Source organism: Bifidobacterium pluvialisilvae (genome assembly GCF_019331695.1).
GTDB lineage: Bacteria > Actinomycetota > Actinomycetes > Actinomycetales > Bifidobacteriaceae > Galliscardovia > Galliscardovia pluvialisilvae.
Genome location: NZ_JAHBBI010000008.1, coordinates 105752 through 122247 on the forward strand (window position 1 = coordinate 105752; position 16496 = coordinate 122247).

Annotated in this window: 12 protein-coding genes and 2 pseudogenes; 8 read left to right on the plus strand and 6 right to left on the minus strand. The window is 62.6% G+C overall.

Going from position 1 to position 16496, the window contains the following annotated elements; translation table 11 throughout:
• Positions 1-8 precede the first annotated feature (8 nt).
• Positions 9-1277 (minus strand): FAD:protein FMN transferase, encoded by a 1269-nt coding sequence (locus KIH77_RS07635; protein WP_236024555.1) that lies wholly within the window; start codon positions 1275-1277, stop codon positions 9-11.
• Positions 1278-1823: 546 nt separating this feature from the next.
• Between KIH77_RS07635 and KIH77_RS07640 the strand changes: the two genes are divergently transcribed.
• The 7 genes from KIH77_RS07640 (at position 1824) to KIH77_RS07670 (ending at position 10428) form a co-directional block, all read left to right on the plus strand.
• Positions 1824-3614, plus strand: coding sequence for an FTR1 family iron permease (locus tag KIH77_RS07640; RefSeq protein ID WP_219100632.1), 1791 nt, complete (start codon positions 1824-1826; stop codon positions 3612-3614).
• A gap of 65 nt (positions 3615-3679) precedes the next feature.
• Positions 3680-4345 (plus strand): iron transporter, encoded by a 666-nt coding sequence (locus tag KIH77_RS07645; protein WP_219100634.1) that lies wholly within the window; start codon positions 3680-3682, stop codon positions 4343-4345.
• 263 nt (positions 4346-4608) lie between these two features.
• A complete protein-coding gene (locus KIH77_RS07650) occupies positions 4609-5877 on the plus strand; it encodes a DUF2318 domain-containing protein (protein WP_219100636.1) in 1269 nt (422 codons plus the stop codon).
• A 97-nt stretch (positions 5878-5974) separates the two neighbouring features.
• Entirely contained in the window at positions 5975-7291 is a 1317-nt protein-coding gene (locus tag KIH77_RS07655) for an ABC transporter permease (protein ID WP_219100638.1), read from the plus strand.
• A gap of 4 nt (positions 7292-7295) precedes the next feature.
• On the plus strand, positions 7296-8603 hold the full coding sequence (locus KIH77_RS07660) for an ABC transporter permease (protein WP_236024556.1): 1308 nt from the start codon (positions 7296-7298) through the stop codon (positions 8601-8603).
• 158 nt (positions 8604-8761) lie between these two features.
• On the plus strand, positions 8762-9568 hold the full coding sequence (locus tag KIH77_RS07665; protein WP_219100640.1) for an ABC transporter ATP-binding protein: 807 nt from the start codon (positions 8762-8764) through the stop codon (positions 9566-9568).
• Between the two features lie 356 nt (positions 9569-9924).
• Positions 9925-10428, plus strand: coding sequence for an FMN-binding protein (locus KIH77_RS07670; protein WP_219100642.1), 504 nt, complete (start codon positions 9925-9927; stop codon positions 10426-10428).
• A 173-nt stretch (positions 10429-10601) separates the two neighbouring features.
• Here the strand turns inward: KIH77_RS07670 and KIH77_RS07675 are convergent, their stop codons facing one another.
• The 5 genes and pseudogenes from KIH77_RS07675 to KIH77_RS07685 form a co-directional block, all read right to left on the minus strand.
• Entirely contained in the window at positions 10602-11834 is a 1233-nt protein-coding gene (locus KIH77_RS07675; protein ID WP_236024557.1) for a hypothetical protein, read from the minus strand.
• Positions 11835-11972: 138 nt separating this feature from the next.
• Positions 11973-12056, minus strand: a pseudogene (locus KIH77_RS10635) (zinc-ribbon domain-containing protein); the annotation flags it as partial.
• Between the two features lie 238 nt (positions 12057-12294).
• Entirely contained in the window at positions 12295-14214 is a 1920-nt protein-coding gene (locus tag KIH77_RS07680) for a hypothetical protein (protein WP_236024558.1), read from the minus strand.
• Positions 14215-14250: 36 nt separating this feature from the next.
• Positions 14251-14535: pseudogene (locus KIH77_RS10640) on the minus strand (zinc-ribbon domain-containing protein); the annotation flags it as partial.
• A complete protein-coding gene (locus tag KIH77_RS07685) occupies positions 14474-15652 on the minus strand; it encodes an ATP-binding protein (RefSeq protein ID WP_219100648.1) in 1179 nt (392 codons plus the stop codon). The gene KIH77_RS07685 and the pseudogene KIH77_RS10640, both read right to left, overlap by 62 nt.
• A 388-nt stretch (positions 15653-16040) precedes the next feature.
• On the opposite strand from KIH77_RS07685, the gene KIH77_RS07690 reads away from it, so the two are divergent.
• Entirely contained in the window at positions 16041-16493 is a 453-nt protein-coding gene (locus tag KIH77_RS07690; protein ID WP_219100714.1) for a (deoxy)nucleoside triphosphate pyrophosphohydrolase, read from the plus strand.
• Positions 16494-16496: the final 3 nt, after the last annotated feature.

Here is a 16496-nt window from a genome sequence, read left to right on the forward strand (position 1 = left end):
GAGGCGGATTATGCCGTGAAGAAGCCTCCGGGGAAGTTCGCGGACGCGGCGGCGTTGCGGCCGGCGTCGAGCATCGCGCATGCGAACGCCGGCGCGCCGTCTTCCCTGGGGAATGCCGCGGCCAGACTGCCGGCGTCGGCGACGAACAGGGCCGTGGCCAGTCCGTCGGCCAGTGCGGTGGGACTGGTGATGCCGCTGCGGGGCACGAACACCCATGTGGCCTTGATGTCGTTCGCCGGCCGGCCGTCGACGGCGTTCAGCAGATGGTGCACCTCGCGCAGCGCATCCCCTGAGCGGATTCGCCAATGACGACGGCTTGGCGCCGACGCGCACAATGACCCGTCGGTGATGCGCAGGGTTCCCACCGCGCGCGCATCGTCGTCCGGATCCTCCATGGCTATGGTCAACGGGTCGGCGTGATCAAGGCCGCGGACCCGCAGGTCGCCGCCCGCGTCGACGACGTAGGCGGCGTCCGGCAGTTCATGTTCGAGCAGATTCGCCAACAGGTCGACCATCATGCCTTTTCCCGCCGCACCGAAATCCAATCGCATCGGTCGGTCCACGGTCAGCGTCCGCCCGGCATGCGTGATGTCACGCCACGTCGGACGCTTCTGCAAGCCGTCTGCATAAGTGTCGTAGGCGGCCCCCGCTTTTCCAGACGACTTTATAAAGGCGGATGAGGGAGGGGAGGCGGTTTCCGGGGTTTTGCCCGAACGCAGGCGGAACGCCATGTCGGCGCCGTACCCGAGTCTCGTCAGCTCCTCGCCGACCAGCGGGTCGACGGCGCCGTCCGAAGCCGCATACAGACGGTCATAGAGCGCGAACAATGGCTCCGCACCGAGTCCGGACGGGAACGTGACCGTGCCACCATGGGCGTCGGACGCGATTCGCCCGACCAAAGAGTCGGTGCGGAAACGGGAGAACGCGCCCTCGAATTCCTCGATGAGATTCGCCATGCGCCGGCGCAGACATTCGGGGACCGGCCGCTCGCAGGTGACGATGATGCCCGTGCCCAGCGCCTGCGGAAACGCGGCCACGTACGGCAGTCGCGAGGAATGGCGTGCTGCCGTGCCGTCTGCATGCGCGTCACCGGTGGCTGCGGCATCGTTGTCGGGCGTGATGGCTGAGGTGGCGCCGTCAGGGGAGTCGGCGTGCGAGGCATGGGCGTTCATACCGCTCATGGTAGCCGGGGTGCCGGGATGGAGGGCTCTGCCTTTGTCATCCTGGGTGAGCGTTCCGCCCTTGTCATCCTGGGCGAGCGTTTCATTTCCTGTCATCCTGAGCGAGCGGAGCGAGTCGAAGGATCTTGGGGCGGTGGGAGATCCTTCGGCTCCGGCCTACGGCCTCCGCTCAGGATGACAGAAAAAGGTGGCTCCGTTCAGGATGACCAATAGCCGGCTCTGTTCAGGATGACCAATAGCCGGCTCCGTTCAGGATGACCAATAGCCGGCTTCGCTCAGGATGGCAAGAAAGGTGGTCGGTGCGCCGCCGAGCAGGATTCCTGTGCTTGAGGGCTTCCATATAGTGGTTGGTGCATGGGATGGATTCGGAGACGGCCGAACCGGCGTCGTTCCGCGGTTGCCGTCACGCGGCGCGAGCTTGATACCACGCATCATCCAAAAAATCAAGACTTTATTTTTTGCCGAAAGCCTCTTACGTTGTACCTGTGATTCGAGGGATTGCCGAGAATCGTAAGAAATTCAAAGGGTTTTCCCGCTTCGGAAGCGCGCCTTCCGAAACAGAAAAATTCTTTCGATTTCTGTGCGACACGCCTTGACACGACCGTGAATCACAAAAAACATCGGTTTTTTTGAGAGGAAATCATGCGGTCACGTAGTTCAGTGTTCGATGTCGTCGTGCGTGTGGGCGCGGCGCTCGCCATGCTGCTGATACTGACGACGTCGTTCTTCGCGGCGCCGCTCGTATCGCCGGCGCAGGCCGCGGACTCCACCACGTCGTCGACGAACTACGCCACGTGGAGTGCCGTCGCCAAGGCCATCAACGACGAGATCGCCAACGGCCAGAAGACCTACAAGGCCGGCGACAACGCCGGCGCGGCCTCCGAATTCCAGTCCGCCCAGTGGTCGATCTACGAGGCGGCCAACTTCGGCAAGGTCGTCAACGACACCATCGGCGCCGAGAAATACCAGAGCCAGACGCAGCAGTTCCAGGATCTGCAGACCAGCGCCTACACCACCGGCAACGCGGGCACCATCGCCAAGCAGGCCGCCAAGCTCATCGCCGACCTGAACTCCACCGCCGCCACGCTCGACGGCAACGCCAAGCTGCTCAAGCCGGCCGCCTACGCGAAGGCCCGCGCCGAGCAGACCGCCAAGGAGCGCAAGGCCCTCGATGCCAAGAAAAAGAAGACCACCGACACGGCCAAGACGTGGAAGGACGTCGCCAATGCGATGCTGCCGATCCTCGACGACGCCGCCAAGGCGTACGAGCAGGGCGATGCCGCCAAGGGCGCCACACTCGTCAACGAGGCCTACTACCAGCATTACGAGAAGCTCGGCTTCGAGAAGACCGTGCTCAGCGCCATCAGCGGCAACCGCGTCTCGCAGGTCGAATACCAGTTCAAGCTGTGCCGTTCCTCGATGAACACCGGCAAGCCCGTCTCCGAGGTCAAGCAGAACATCGAACAGCTCAAGTCGATGCTCACCACCGACGCCGCCAAGCTCGACGGCGGCGCCGCCGACCAGGAGGGCGGTGCGCTCAAGTTCCTCACCAGTGCCGTCGGCCAGGCGTTCCTCATCCTCATCCGCGAGGGCCTTGAGGCGCTGCTCGTCGTCGCCGCCGTGATCGCCTACCTGGTCAAGTCCGGCAACCGCCGCTTCACCAAGTGGATCTACGTGGGCGTCGTCGCCGGTCTCGCCGGCTCGGGCGTCATCGCCGTCATCTTCACGCTGCTGTTCGGCGGCGCCGGCGAGGAGCAGGAGATCATGGAGGGCATCTGCGCCCTGATCGCCATGCTCATGCTGCTGTGGACCAGCAACTGGATGCTCAACAAGTCGTCCGTCGAGGCATGGAACCGCTACATCAGGAACAAGACCGAATCGGCTGTCGCCTCCGTCTCCTCGCAGGTGGAATCCGGCGAAAAGGTGGCGTTCGGTACCGTGGTTTCACTGGCCATGCTGAGCTTCCTCGCCGTGTTCCGTGAAGGCGCCGAGACCGTGATCTTCTACCAGTCCATCTACACGATGAGCCAGGATACGAAGGGCATGTGGACGGGCGGCATCGCCGCGGCCGTGGTCCTCGTCATCATCTTCCTCATCATCCGCTTCACTTCGGTGAAGATTCCGATCGGACCGTTCTTCATGGTCACGTCGATCCTGATGTCGGTGCTGGTCGTGGTCTTCGCCGGCGGCGGTGTGCACGCCCTCATCGAGGGCGACCTGCTGCCCGCCATGTACCTGCCGTCCGTGCCGACGAACGATTGGATCGGCCTCTACCCGTACGTCGAGTCGATCGTGGCGCAGGTCCTTGCGGCCATCGCCGTCATCGCCCTGTTCGCGGTCGGCTTCGCCAAGAAACGCCGTGAGAAGGCCCGCCTCGAATCGGCCTCCCAGCCGTCCTCCGACGGCAAGACCGACAAGGCCGCGACCAAGTGACGCATCAAGATTTTGGCAAAGCAATTTACCAAGCAACACAACAAAAACAACTAAAGGATAGAGAAATGAAGAAAAGCAAGCTGATGGCCCTCGCCGCCATCGTCCTCTCCGGCGCTCTCGCCCTGTCCGGCTGCGGCAACTCCGCCAGCTCGAGCAGCTCGAGCAGCTCCAGCAAGTCCGACTCCTCCTCGTCCGCCGCCGCCCCGAGCGAGGCCTCCGGCTTCGAAGAGGTCCCGGTCGGCCCGTCCGGCACCGCCGAGGAGCAGGACAAGCCCGCCGGCCCGCTGACCGTCGGCGCCGTCTACTTCCAGCCCATCGACATGGAGCCCGCCGGCATGGGCCTGAAGGCCGCCGACGCGAGCTTCCACCTGGAGGCCGACATCCACGCCAGCCAGGAAGGCACCGACTACGGCTACGGCAAGGGTGACTTCGTCCCCGACCTGACCGTCAACTACCAGATCATCGACAAGTCCACCGGCAAGCCGGTCGAAGGCACCGCCACCTCCGGCACGTTCATGCAGATGAACGCCTCCGACGGCCCGCACTACGGCGCCAACGTCAAGCTCGACAAGGCCGGCACCTACCAGCTGAAGCTCTCGATCCAGTCCCCGGAGAAGAAGGGCTGGATGCTCCACGTCGATCCCGAGACCGGTGTGAAGAACCACAAGTTCTGGACCGAACCGATCGAGGTCACCTTCGACAACTGGGATTACACCCCGCGCCAGTGGTGATTACGTCGTACGGCCTGCCGCGGCTCGGCCCCCTCTGACGAGGGGGCTGTCGGCGAAGCCGACTGGGGGAGAGAACATGACGATCGTTCTCTAACCCTCCCCTCAGACCGATGCAGCCCGGCTCCCTCGTTGCAGGGAGCCCCTGACCCCTCCTTCCGCCTGAAACCTTGGAACATGACGGCGGAAGGATTTTTCGCGTTTTTGGCGCGAAACCATAAAACTCAAGAAATCCTAAGGAACGCCTAGGAAAGAAGCGAAAGCGAATGCTGAAACAGTTCGTTGCGGTGATGCCGGGCACGCTGGGCCCCGCATTGCTGATCATGTGTCTGAGCGTGATGCTCAACGTCGGCGAGGGCCGTGACAAGCCGGTCAGCGCGCATTGGCGCCGATGGGGCTTCCTCATCGGTATGGTGGCCGCGGTCGTATTCGCCGGATTGCGCGCGTCCGCCATCATCAACCAGCGTACTTTTGTAAACTTCCCGCTGCTCATCGTCTGCGTGATCGTCGACGTCCTGACCATCGCGCTGATCGCGGCATCCCATTGGATCGTGACGAACTGGAAGCGTCGCCCGGCCCTCATGCACATCGCCAACGGCGTCGCCGCCCTGTGCATCGCGCTCACCGTGTTCTACGCCCTGCCCGACGTCATCCTCCAGCTGACCATCTGGGTCGAGCCCGGCGACCCGGTCTTCACCTCGGCCATGCTGCTGCGTGCGCTCGGCTTCGCGCTGGGCATCGCCGCGTCCGTCATCATCGCCGCCATCTTCCGTACCATGCGTTCCACGGCCGTGCGGCCGGCGTTCACCTTCGCCGTGCTCGCCGTGCTCGTCATCCTGCTGTGGCAGCATGCGACCGCGCTGCTGCAGATCATCCAGGTGAAGGTGCTGCTCTTCCCGCATACGCTGTTCGTGTTCCTCGCATGGTCGCTCAACCATAATTCGTGGATGATCCAGGCGCAGGCCTGGGTGTTCATCGTCCCCGCCGTAGCGTCCGTGATCGCCGGATTCCGTATGCCGATGACCGGCGCGAACGAGGCCGTCGCACGTACGCATAGGGCGTTCCGCCGCCGCGCCATCGTCGCCGCCGTATGGAGTCTCGTCGCGATGATCGGCGTGACCGTCACGTTGACGCTCGGCGTGGCCGAAATCAACAAGGCCCCGACGTTGTCGCCTCCCGAGGCGTATTCCCTCACCAAGACCACCGCCACGATCCCGTTCAGCCAGGTCGAGGACGGCCACCTGCATCGTTTTGAATACAAGGCGAAGGACGGCACCGTCATGCGGTTCATCATCATCAAGAAGAACGGCGGCGCCTACGGCATCGGCCTTGACGCCTGCGACAACTGCGGCGACGCCGGCTATTACGAGAAGGACGGCAAGATCATCTGCAAGAAGTGCGAGGTGGCCATCAATCTGGCGACCATCGGCTTCAAGGGCGGATGCAACCCCGTCCCGTTGCCCTACAAGACCGCCAACGGCAAGATAACCATCCAGACCGCCGATCTCGACGCGCTCAGCGCACACTTCAAGTAAAACCGTCGTAGCCGGCCTCCTCCACGGAGGCCTCCCGCGAAGCGGGCGGGGGAGAGGACGGACACCGGAATCTCCCCTGGAATAGAAAGGAGGAACATTGTTCTTTCTGCGAATGATCTATCGTTCGTTCAGCCGCCAGTTGCGTCGACGGTTGCTCATCGCGCTGACCGTATGCCTTTCGGCCACGGTCTCGGTGGCGATGCTGGGCGTCGTGTTCGACGTCGGCGACAAACTCAACGCCGAACTCTCCACATACGGGTCGAACATCACCGTGCAGCCGAAATCCGACGCCGTGGTCTCCGACCTGTACAACACCGATGCCGCAGGCGCGTCGTCGGAAACCGATCCGACGTCGTTCCTCAAGGAATCCGACGTGCCGAAGATCAAGACGATCTTCTGGGCGTTCAACATCACCAACTTCGCCCCGCAGCTCAACTTCCACGCGCAGATATCCGGCAAGGACGGCAAGGCGACCGCCCCCGTGACCGGCACGTGGTTCAACAAGCAGCTCAAGCTCTCCACCGGGGAAAGCACGGTGGCCGGCGTCGAGGGCATGCGTTCCTGGTGGCAGCTTGACGGCGCATGGCCCAAGGACGACTCCGACCAGGGCGTCATCGGCGCCACGCTCGCCAAGCAGCTGGGCGTCGGCACCGGCGACACGATAACCCTGAACAAGACCACGGCCTCCGGCAAGCACAATACGCAGAAGATCACGATCACCGGCGTCTATGACTCCGGCGACGACGACAACGGCGGCCTGTACATCGCCTCGTCCACGGCGCAGATGCTCGCCGACCTGCCCGGCTCCGTCGACAAGATCGAGGTCAAGGCGCTGACCACGCCGGAGAACGACCTCGCCCGCAAGGCCGCGAAGAACCCCGCCGCCCTCAGCCAGGAGGAATGGGAGACGTGGTATTGCACCGCCTACCCGAGCTCCATCGCCTACCAGATCGAGGAGGTGATTCCGGGCGCCGTGGCCAAGCAGGTGCGGCAGGTCGCCGCCCTGCAGGGCAACGTATTGCAGAAGACCCAGGCCGTGATGATTCTCATGACCGCGTTGAGCCTTCTCGCCGCCGCCGTGGCCGTCGCCAACCTCATGGCCGCGTCCATATCGGAGCGTTCCAACGAGCTGGCCCTGCTCAAGGCCATCGGCGCGACCGACGGCTCCGTATCTCGCCTGATGCTCGCCGAAACCGCCGCCATATCGCTGATCGGCGCGATTATTGGTGCGCTGCTTGGCTCGGGCGTCGCGCAGATCGTCGGCCATGTGGTGTTCGGCTCGGGCATCACGATGCGCCCGATGGTCTTCGTGCTCGTGTTCGTCCTGCTGGCGATCACCGTGCTCGTGGCGTCGGCGTCCTCGATTCGTTCCATTCTGAGCCTACGTCCCGCGGAGGTGCTCCATGGCCGGTAAACCCATGACTTCCAATACCCGAATGTTCTTCACCATGCTCTGGGGAGCGGTGTTCCGCCGCCGTTCCAGGGCGATCATGGCGGTGGTGGCGTCGCTGGTCGGCGCGGCCACGCTGTTCTGCCTGACGGCGATCTGCATCGCCGTGCCGCAGCAGATGAACGACGAGATGCGCTCCTATGGCGCGAACCTCATCGTCACGCCCATCGAGACCGATGGTCATAAGACCGGCATCGACAGCGCGATGGTCGACCACACCACCGAAATGGTGCGCGCCCACGGCAGCGCCCGCTACGCCACGTACCGTTACGAGAACGTGCGCGTCAACGCCGCACCGTATGTGATGGCCGGCGTCGACCCGACGCAGGTGCGCGACCTCAACCATCATTGGAGCGTCGACGGCTCATGGCCGTCAAGCGGCGCCGTGCTCGTCGGCCGTGACGTGGCCGACGCGTTGGGCGCCGACATCGGCTCGACCATCACCATCGGATACCGTTCGTCCGACAACACGGCGTCTTCGTCCTCGTCGTCTTCTTCCTCGGATGGTCAGTCGTCTTCATCGGCGTCGTCTTCATCGGCGTCGTCCGGACAGTCGTCCGGCGATGCGACGTCGCAGAGCGGTTCGTCCGCGACGAACGCGAGCGGCCACGTCTCCAGCGACATCATGGACACCAAGGGCACCGACTTCCGCGTCGCCGGCATCGTCGACACCGGCGGCAACGAGGACTCCATCATCTACGCCACGCTGAACGACATGCAGAAGCTGACCGGCACCAAACGCGGCGCCGACGTCATCGAATACTCGTCCAGCGCCACCGGCGACGACCTGAACAAGACCGTCTCCTCCATCAACGACATGACCTCCATGCACGTCAAGGCGCAGCAGGTCACCAAGATCACGTCCTCCGACACGCGCATCATCACCATGCTGCAGACGCTGTTCTGGATCGTCTCGCTCGTCGTGCTCGTGCTCACGCTGGTCGGCGTCTCGACGACCATCTCGTCGATCGTCTCCCAACGCGGCTACGAAATCGGCCTGCGTAAGGCGCTCGGCGCCTCCAGCCGCAGCATCGGCGCGGAATTCTACGTGGAGTCCGCGTTCTATGGGCTGATTGGCGGCGTCATCGGCACGGCGGCGGGCTATGGCCTGGCACACGTGCTCACCACGGTCGTGTTCGGACGTACATTGTCGCTCAACTGGCCGCTCGCCATCGGGTCGGTGATCCTCTCCGCGCTGATCGCCGTGCTCGCCTCCATCCCGCCCGTCCACCGCGCCAACCGCATCGACCCGGCCGTCGTGCTGCGCGAGGAATAATCCCCGGTCTCTGCCCCGCCCCCGCTGGCGGGGGCTGGCTGCCGAAGGCAGGCTGGGGGTGGTTGGACGTCTCCATAGCGCACCAGCCACCCTCAGTCAGCTACGCTGACAGCTCCCGCCAGCGGGAGCAAACCACACCAAAAAGAAGGAAATCTCCCATGCTTCTCGAACTCGATCACATCTCCAAGATCTACGGATCGTTGCATGCCGTCGACGATCTTTCACTCACCGTGCCCGAAGGCGAATGGCTCGCCATCGTCGGCTCGTCCGGCTCCGGCAAGACCACGCTCATGAACATGATCGGCTGCATGGATACCCCGTCCAAGGGCTCCGTCTCGCTTGAGGGCCGCAAACTCGAGGACCTCAACGCCACGCAGCTGGCCGACGTACGCAAGAACCTCATCGGCCTCGTGTTCCAGAAGTTCTATCTCGTGCCGCATCTGACCGCCGTCGAAAACGTGATGGTCGCGCAGTACTACCATTCCGTCGTCGATGAGAAGCAGGCCATGGAGGCGCTCGACAAGGTCGGTCTGGCGGATCGTGCCCACCACCTGCCCGGCCAGCTCTCCGGCGGTGAACAGCAGCGCGTGTGCATCGCCCGTGCACTGATTAATTGCCCGAAGCTCATCCTCGCCGACGAGCCCACCGGCAACCTCGACGAGAAGAACGAGAAGATCGTGCTCGACCTGTTCCGCGACCTGCACAAGCAGGGCACCACCATCATCGTCGTCACGCATGACGCGCTGGTCGCCAGCTGCGCGGAACGCGAGATCATGCTCAACCACGGCGTGCTCGTGGGCGAGAAGTGGAATGACGACGCCGCGCGGGCCGCGTACGAGGCCGCCGGCGGCAAGCCCGCCTCCACCGGGTCGAAGGCCGAAGGCGCCCAGTCCGGCGACGCCCCGGTCGGATTCGCCGACCCCACCAAGGCCGCCAAAACCGGCGCTGAACCGCTCAACAAGTAGCCTTGGACTATTCGTAGGCGATGCGAGCGCGATGCATCGAGCGCGAGGTCGACACGTTCATGCCTTGGCTCACTCTGACGGGGGAGCGTCCCGCCCTTGTCATCCTGAGCGAGCGGAGCGAGTCGAAGGATCTTGGAGTGTCGGAAGATCCTTCGACTCCGGACTGCGTCCTTCGCTCAGGATGACAGGAACAGGTTGCGAGGCTGCCACGTTCATGCCTTGGCTCCCTCTGACGAGGGAGCTGTCTGCCGAAGGCAGACTGAGGGAGAGACCGACACCTCCACAGCTTCCCCTCCGCTACATGCGCAAGTCCATAAAACCCTACTAGACTGTGTCCCAGATTGAAGGAGACCACATTGACCCACAAGACTTCCGTCAAGACCGCGGCCGCGGCGTTCGCCGGCCTGGTCGTGGCTAGTGCGTTGCTCGGCGGCTGCGGCGACCCCAAATCCAAGGCCGTGCCGATGGATGACGAATACGCCGGCAGCTCCGGCGAATCCACGTCGTCGCCGTCGTCCAGCGCGAGTTCGTCGGCGTCATCCTCCGCCGCCACCAAGGACACCGGCAAATACAAGGACGGCACGTACGCGATCAAGGGCCAGTACGGTCCGGTCGGCGAGGACAGCATCGACGTCACGTTGAAGATCGCCGACGGCAAGGTCGCCGACGTGCAGGTTGTCGGCCACCCGTTCACCACGATTTCGAAGAATCATCAGAACGATTTCATCAAGGCCATTCCCGGCGTCGTCGAAGGCAAGCCGCTCAAAGGGCTGAAGGTCGACAAGGTCGCCGGCGCCAGCTGGACGTCCGACGCCTTCAACAAGGCCCTCGACGTCGCCCGCGAGCAGGCCTCGGAGTAAGTGCCCTTACCTTGGCTCCCTCATCAGAGGGAGCCGCCTGTAGGCGATGCGAGCGCGATTGTATCGAGCGCGGGGTTGCCACGTCCATGCTCCGGCTCCCTCTGACGAGGGAGCTGTCATGCGAAGCATGACTGAGGGAGAGACTGACACCTCCACAGCTCACCCACTTTCCGTCAGTTCACGCGAGAGTAGTATTTACCGTCCGACGTGACGATTTTCTGTGCGCTCCGTATGGCGTCGGCACCGAAGTAGTTTCTATCCATGTCACTTACCGGCGCATCCATTCCCGACGGATAATACGACAGGCTCTTGCCGTTGGAGAGCTTCCACGTATACGCGCCACCGTTGTCTTGGAACGACTGTGCCACATACGTTCCGGACCATAACGAGTTGCCGGTGTCCTGGGCGCTGGCGCTGCAGTTGGCCTGGATGGTCACGCCGACGGCCTGCGTCGCATAGCTTCCCGCAATCGACGAGCAACGGTTCGTGTCCGCGGCGGCCTGCGCTGCCGCCTTCTCCGCATCTTCGGCGGCTTTCTTCTTCGCTTCCGACGCCTGTTTGGCGCTGACGGAACCGTTCACCTTGCCCATGGCCGACTTGACGTCGCTGTTGGATTTATCCATCTCCTTGGCGGCGTTCTTGGCGTTGCCGTTGTTGTCGGTCGCGTTGTCGGACGTCTTCCACGACGAATCCTTCTCGTATTTCGCGAGCAGTTTCTTCGCCTCGTCGATGGCCTTTTGCAGGTTGGTGCGTGTGGCGTTGTCGGCCACTTTGCCGTTGGAGCTGGTCATGAGGTTCTGCGCGTCGTTCACGGACGTCTGCAACGTATTGCGCGATGTCGAGACCATCTTCGTGGACTGGCCGTCGTAGACGGTTTGCGTGCTGTTCGTGAATTTCGTGGCCGTATCGGTGTTTTCCGTAGCGGCGGAGTTCAGCGCGTCGGCGTGCTGTTGGAGGATGTTCGCCGTAAGGTCGGCGCCGCAGCCGTTGTTGGATTTCACGGCGTCGTTGTTGATGTCGGCATTCGATTTCGTCAGGTTCTTGAGGTTGTCGATGGCTTTCGGATCGCTGACGTCGTCGCTGTTGATTTTTGCGGCAGCCTCCGCCGCCTTCTTTGACTCCTTTAGCGTCTTTTCGGCATTGGCGAGCGTGGTCTGTGCGTCGAGGCAGGCGGCGAGTGCGGTGTCGTGACGTCGGTTCATGCCGAATACGACGATTCCGGAGGCGATGGCCAGGGCCGCTGCGCACATCGCCGCGATGATGACGAGACGGCGACGATTACTGTCGTCGGATTTGCCGTTGCCGTTGCCGGGGTTCGGGGCGGGCGTCGGGGCCGTGGCTGCGGGGGCCGCGGCCGGCGCCGGGGTTGGCGTGCCGGCGGCTGGACCGGCGTTCTGGCCCGGCATTGGCACGTCGGTTGGTGCCGGCACGTCGTTCGGCATGGGCACGTCGGTTGGCATCGGGACGGGGCCGGGAGCTGGAGTCGACGGCATCGCGCCGGTGGAAGTCGTTGCCGGCATCGGTACGCCATCCGGGAACGGCAGCCCGCATTTCATGCAGAATTTCGCATCGGACTGTCGTCGAGTGCCGCATTTCGGACAGAATTTCGCCATACGGCCGTCTCCCATTCCTTCGATCCCTCGCTGACTGATATGTCGGTTCTCTCGCTTTACGCAGGCAGTATTGCATTTACGTACCCCCGATTGATGGAATCGTAGATTCTGCGAATCACCTGCGTCGTTGTCATTCTACCCTGTAGGGGCTGGTTGTCGTAGGTGGAATAGGGGGGGCCGTGGAAGCTGGCGCCTCCATGCCTTGGCTCCCTCATCAGAGGGAGCCGGAGCATGGGCGTTTCCGCCCGCGCGGTCACTCCCTGACGTACGGGGTGCCGTCCGACGTCTGGATCTGCGCCTTGTTCGGACCGCTGCCGCCGCCGGCGCTCTGCATGTACTGTTTGATTGACGGCGCCGTTGTGCCGGCGGGGTAGTAGGTGAGCGATCTGCCGGTCGACAGCTTCCACGTGCCCGACTGGTACGAGTTCGGCACGTAGGTGCCGGACCAGCCGCCGCTGCCGGTCACATCGGACTGTGTGGCGCTGCAGTCGGCGCTGATGGTCAGCTTCGGACTGCCCTGCCACATGCCGTACGTGCCGGCGATCGATGCGCAACGGGTCTTGTCGGCGGCGGCCTCGGCCTTCTTCTGCTCCTCGGCGCGCTTCTTCGCCTCTTCTTCGGCCTTCTTCTTCGCGTCGGCGGCCTGCCTGGCGCTGACCGACCTGTTGACCGCGTCCATCGCGTTCTTCACCGTGGTGTTGGCGTCGTTCATCTCCTTCGCCGCCGTGGCCGCACCCGACGACCCCGCTGCCGCGCCCGACGAACTCGACGAATCCGACGATCCGCCCGACGACGTCTTCCAACTCGAATCGTCCTTGTATTTCTCCAGCAGTTTCGTCGCTTCGTCGATGGCCTTCTTCAACGCCGTGCGTGTGGAGTCGTCGGCCACCTTGCCGTTCGAGCTGGTCATGAGCTGCTGCGCGCTATCGGTCGTCGACTGCAACGTCGACCGCGACGTCGTCACCGTCTTGGCGGCCTGTCCGTCGTAGACCGCCTGCGTGCCGTCGTCGAGTTTCGTGGCGAGGTCGGTGCGCTTGGTGGCCGCGCGGTTCAACGTGTCGGCGTGCTGTTGGAGGATGTTCGCCTTGAGATCGGCGCTGCACGCGTTGGCGGATTTCGTGTTGTCGACGCTGCCGCCGACGTTGGTGTTGGACAGGTCTTTCAGATCGTCGATGGCCGATGGGTCGCTGACGTCGCTGGATTTGGTGGCCGTGGCCTTTACGGCCGCCTCCTTCGATTTCTTCAGCGACTGTTCGGCGTTCGTCAACGCGGTCTGCGCGTCGTTGCAGGCGGCGAGGGCTGTGTCGTGGCGACGGTTCATGCCGAACATGACGATGCCGGCGGCCACGACCAACGCGATGACGCACATGACGGCGATGATGATGACGCGTTTGTGGTTGCCGGCGTTCGCGCCGGGACCGTCGGGTGTTTCGGGGCCGTTGGCTCCGGCGGGGGAGATTCCTCCTGGCGGGACCGTGCCGTTGCCGCCGGGCGCGCCATCCCCGGCTGTGTCGCCGTCGTCCGGCAACGCAGGCGCTTCGTTCTCGCTTTCCATGGTGCGCGGCATCGGCACGGGGGATTCGGCTGGCATGGCCTGCGTGGGGGCGGTCGGCTGCAGCACTTCCGTGGGCTGCAACCGTGCCGTGCCATCGACGTTGCCATTACCGTTGCCGGGCATGGGGATGGCCATCGTGGGGGCGGAGGAGGCGGGCGTCTCCGGCAGCGGGACGCCATCGGGCATGGGGGCCGCGGTTGTCGGTGCCATCGCGGTTGTTGGTGCGTCGCCGGCGTGGGCGTTGGCACCGTCGCCGGGCATGGGCGGGTTGTCGGCTTCCGCCGCGTTGATTTCCTCGCGTTCCTCGGTGCGTGCGACCAGTCGCTCCAACGGCTTGTTCTCCACGCCGGGCGTGGGGGAAACCAGCGGTCGGTTGCGCAGTCCGTTGACGCTGAGTGCGTCATGCGCGGTCGGCAGCGTGGCGGTTTCGGCGGTCCGGGCGGAGAGGACCGTGGCGTCGGGGTCCGAAGGATCGGCGGGATTGCCGGCCAGCACGGTCGTCGGCGCTTCACCGCCGTATGGGTCATGCGGTGGGAATACGGTCGTCGGCGCCGCCGTTGACGGCATCGGTATCGGCGTCGTCGGCGATGCCATCGGCGCGTTCGCCGTGCCCTGCACTGGCGTCGCGCCTTGCGTCTCCTGCGCAAACGGCGTTCCGCATTTCATGCAGAAATTGGAGCCTTCCTTGCGTGGCGTTCCACATTTGGGGCAGAATCTCGCCGGACCGTTGCTCATCATCGTCTCTCTTTCGTTGATTCGTCGCCGCACGATGGTTTTCACGCAACGTTGCCGCCGCGTGATGTCCACCATGCCAACCAACCGTCTTCGGTCGGCGTACGACATCCCTGCCTTCCAGCCTACCCGTTTGCTGCCATATTCAACTGATTGGCTGCTCATCTTTCGATAGCAGCTCCTTGATGCCGAGCACATTGATGCCATGGTCGGTATATTGGCCGTCGGTGCGCATGACGACGGTTCTGTTGTCGTCGGGTATGTTCATGGCGGAACCCACGGATCGAAGGTGCTTTGCGAAGCGGTCATGATACATCCGGCCTGATTTGATTTCGATGAGGTCGGGGGTGAGCTGCGATTTTGTGCAATCAACGAGGTCTATTTCGGCTTTGCTGTCGTCTCGGTAGAAATACAATTCAGGTGTTTTGAGGGCGTTGCAGTATCGCTTGACTGTTTCGGATATGACGAGGTTCTCGACGATTTCGCCAAATAAAGGATGATTTTGCAGGTCTTGTATCGTCTCGATTCGTAATAAGTGGCAGAGCAGTCCTGTGTCATAAAAATACAGTTTTGGTGTTTTGGTCAGTCGTTTGTTCAGATTGCCGAAGAATGGCGGCAGCCGGAATGTGACGTAGCTGGATTCGAGTATCGAAGACCAGGATTTGACCGTCCGATAAGCGACGCCGATTTCGTTCGCCATGGAGGTTTCTTTGATGAGACCGCCGACATGTTGCGCGCAAAGTCGTAGAAATGTGCGGAACGCCGTTAGATTGCGTACGTTGAGATAATCGGCGACATCGCGTTCGATATAGCTGTTGATGTAGCTTTCGAAGAAAATGCTGCGCGGAATGTGGGCGCTGTACAGCCGGGGATAACCACCGGTGAGGATGAAGTCTTCAACTGTCAGATCGGGGTTCGTGTATAGCGCTTCCTTGTAGGAAAGTGGCAGGAGCTTCAGCACTCCTACTCGGCCGGCCAAAGATTGCTTGATTTGCTTGATAAGCAGGAAATTTTGTGAGCCGGAAAGTATGAACTGACCTGTTGCCTTGTTCTCATCTGCTACTACTTGGAGCGTGGAGAACAGTTCGGGCGCGTATTGTGCTTCGTCGATGATGAGGTGACCGGGATTATCTCGGATGAAGCTGATTGGGTCAATCTGCGCTTTGCGACGAAGTTCAGGGTCTTCGAGATTGAGGTACGAGTAGTCGGGGAATGCGTGTTGTACCAGCGTGGATTTGCCGCTTTGTCTTGGCCCGGTAACCGAGGTTATGGGAAACCAAGTGGTGGATCGCCGCACTTGTTCTGACAATATTCGTGGGATCATAGGAAGCTCCTTTGCCATAATATTGATGTAGAGAATGCCATAATATTGACATAGACTTTACCATAATATTGACATAGGCTCTGCCATAACATTGATATAAGAAAGACCGAATTGTTGCAGTAGCGGGAATCGATATGATGCGATTGAGTCGACAAGGGGAGACTTCCGATTCGGCTTACTCTCGAAAATAATCATTCCCGGTTCATGTGTTTTGGGGTCGAGCCGTGTTCAACTGATATTCGCGCGATGTATTGCGTCAGATCGGCCGCGACGCCGACATATTGCGATTGGGGCCGGTATCCTGGGGATCGGTATCGTGGTATGTCGGTTTGCCGGATTGGACGAGGAGATGCGAGGACAGATGGCCGAGAATGCAACGAACGAGACGATGGCGACGGTGACAGGGGGTGTTGGCGCGAGCGCAGCCAAGGCCGCTCCGCGCAAGCAGATTCGCGTGGTCGGTGCGGCGATCGTGCGCGACGGCATGGTGATGTGCGCGCAGCGCGGCGGCGGCAAGCAGCTGAGCGGCAAATGGGAGTTCCCCGGCGGCAAGATCGAACCGCATGAGACCCCGCGTGAAGCCCTGCACCGCGAGATCGAGGAGGAACTGCTTTGCGAGGTCGAGATCGGCGACGAGGTCTGCACCGACTCGTACGACTACGATTTCGGCACCGTCACGCTCACCGTGTTCATCTGCCACCTGCTCTCCGGTGAGCCCCGCCGCACCGAACACCAGCAGTTCCGCTGGCTCAAGCCCGCCGACATGCCGACGCTCGATTGGGCCCCGGCGGACCATAAGGCCGTAAGCATGATCTCCGTTATGGATGTCACAAGGAAGTGAGCT

Excerpts from the sequence above, each read along its gene's own strand:
- KIH77_RS07690 (WP_219100714.1), top strand. The coding sequence starts at position 16,041 with ATGGCGACGGTGACAGGGGGTGTTGGCGCGAGCGCAGCCAAGGCCGCT.
- KIH77_RS07650 (WP_219100636.1), top strand. The coding sequence starts at position 4,609 with ATGCTGAAACAGTTCGTTGCGGTGATGCCGGGCACGCTGGGCCCCGCA.
- KIH77_RS07660 (WP_236024556.1), top strand. The coding sequence starts at position 7,296 with ATGACTTCCAATACCCGAATGTTCTTCACCATGCTCTGGGGAGCGGTG.
- KIH77_RS07645 (WP_219100634.1), top strand. The coding sequence starts at position 3,680 with ATGAAGAAAAGCAAGCTGATGGCCCTCGCCGCCATCGTCCTCTCCGGC.
- KIH77_RS07665 (WP_219100640.1), top strand. The coding sequence starts at position 8,762 with ATGCTTCTCGAACTCGATCACATCTCCAAGATCTACGGATCGTTGCAT.
- KIH77_RS07640 (WP_219100632.1), top strand. The coding sequence starts at position 1,824 with ATGCGGTCACGTAGTTCAGTGTTCGATGTCGTCGTGCGTGTGGGCGCG.
- KIH77_RS07675 (WP_236024557.1), bottom strand. The coding sequence starts at position 11,834 with ATGCCGGGCCAGAACGCCGGTCCAGCCGCCGGCACGCCAACCCCGGCG.
- KIH77_RS07635 (WP_236024555.1), bottom strand. The coding sequence starts at position 1,277 with ATGACAGGAAATGAAACGCTCGCCCAGGATGACAAGGGCGGAACGCTC.
- KIH77_RS07685 (WP_219100648.1), bottom strand. The coding sequence starts at position 15,652 with ATGATCCCACGAATATTGTCAGAACAAGTGCGGCGATCCACCACTTGG.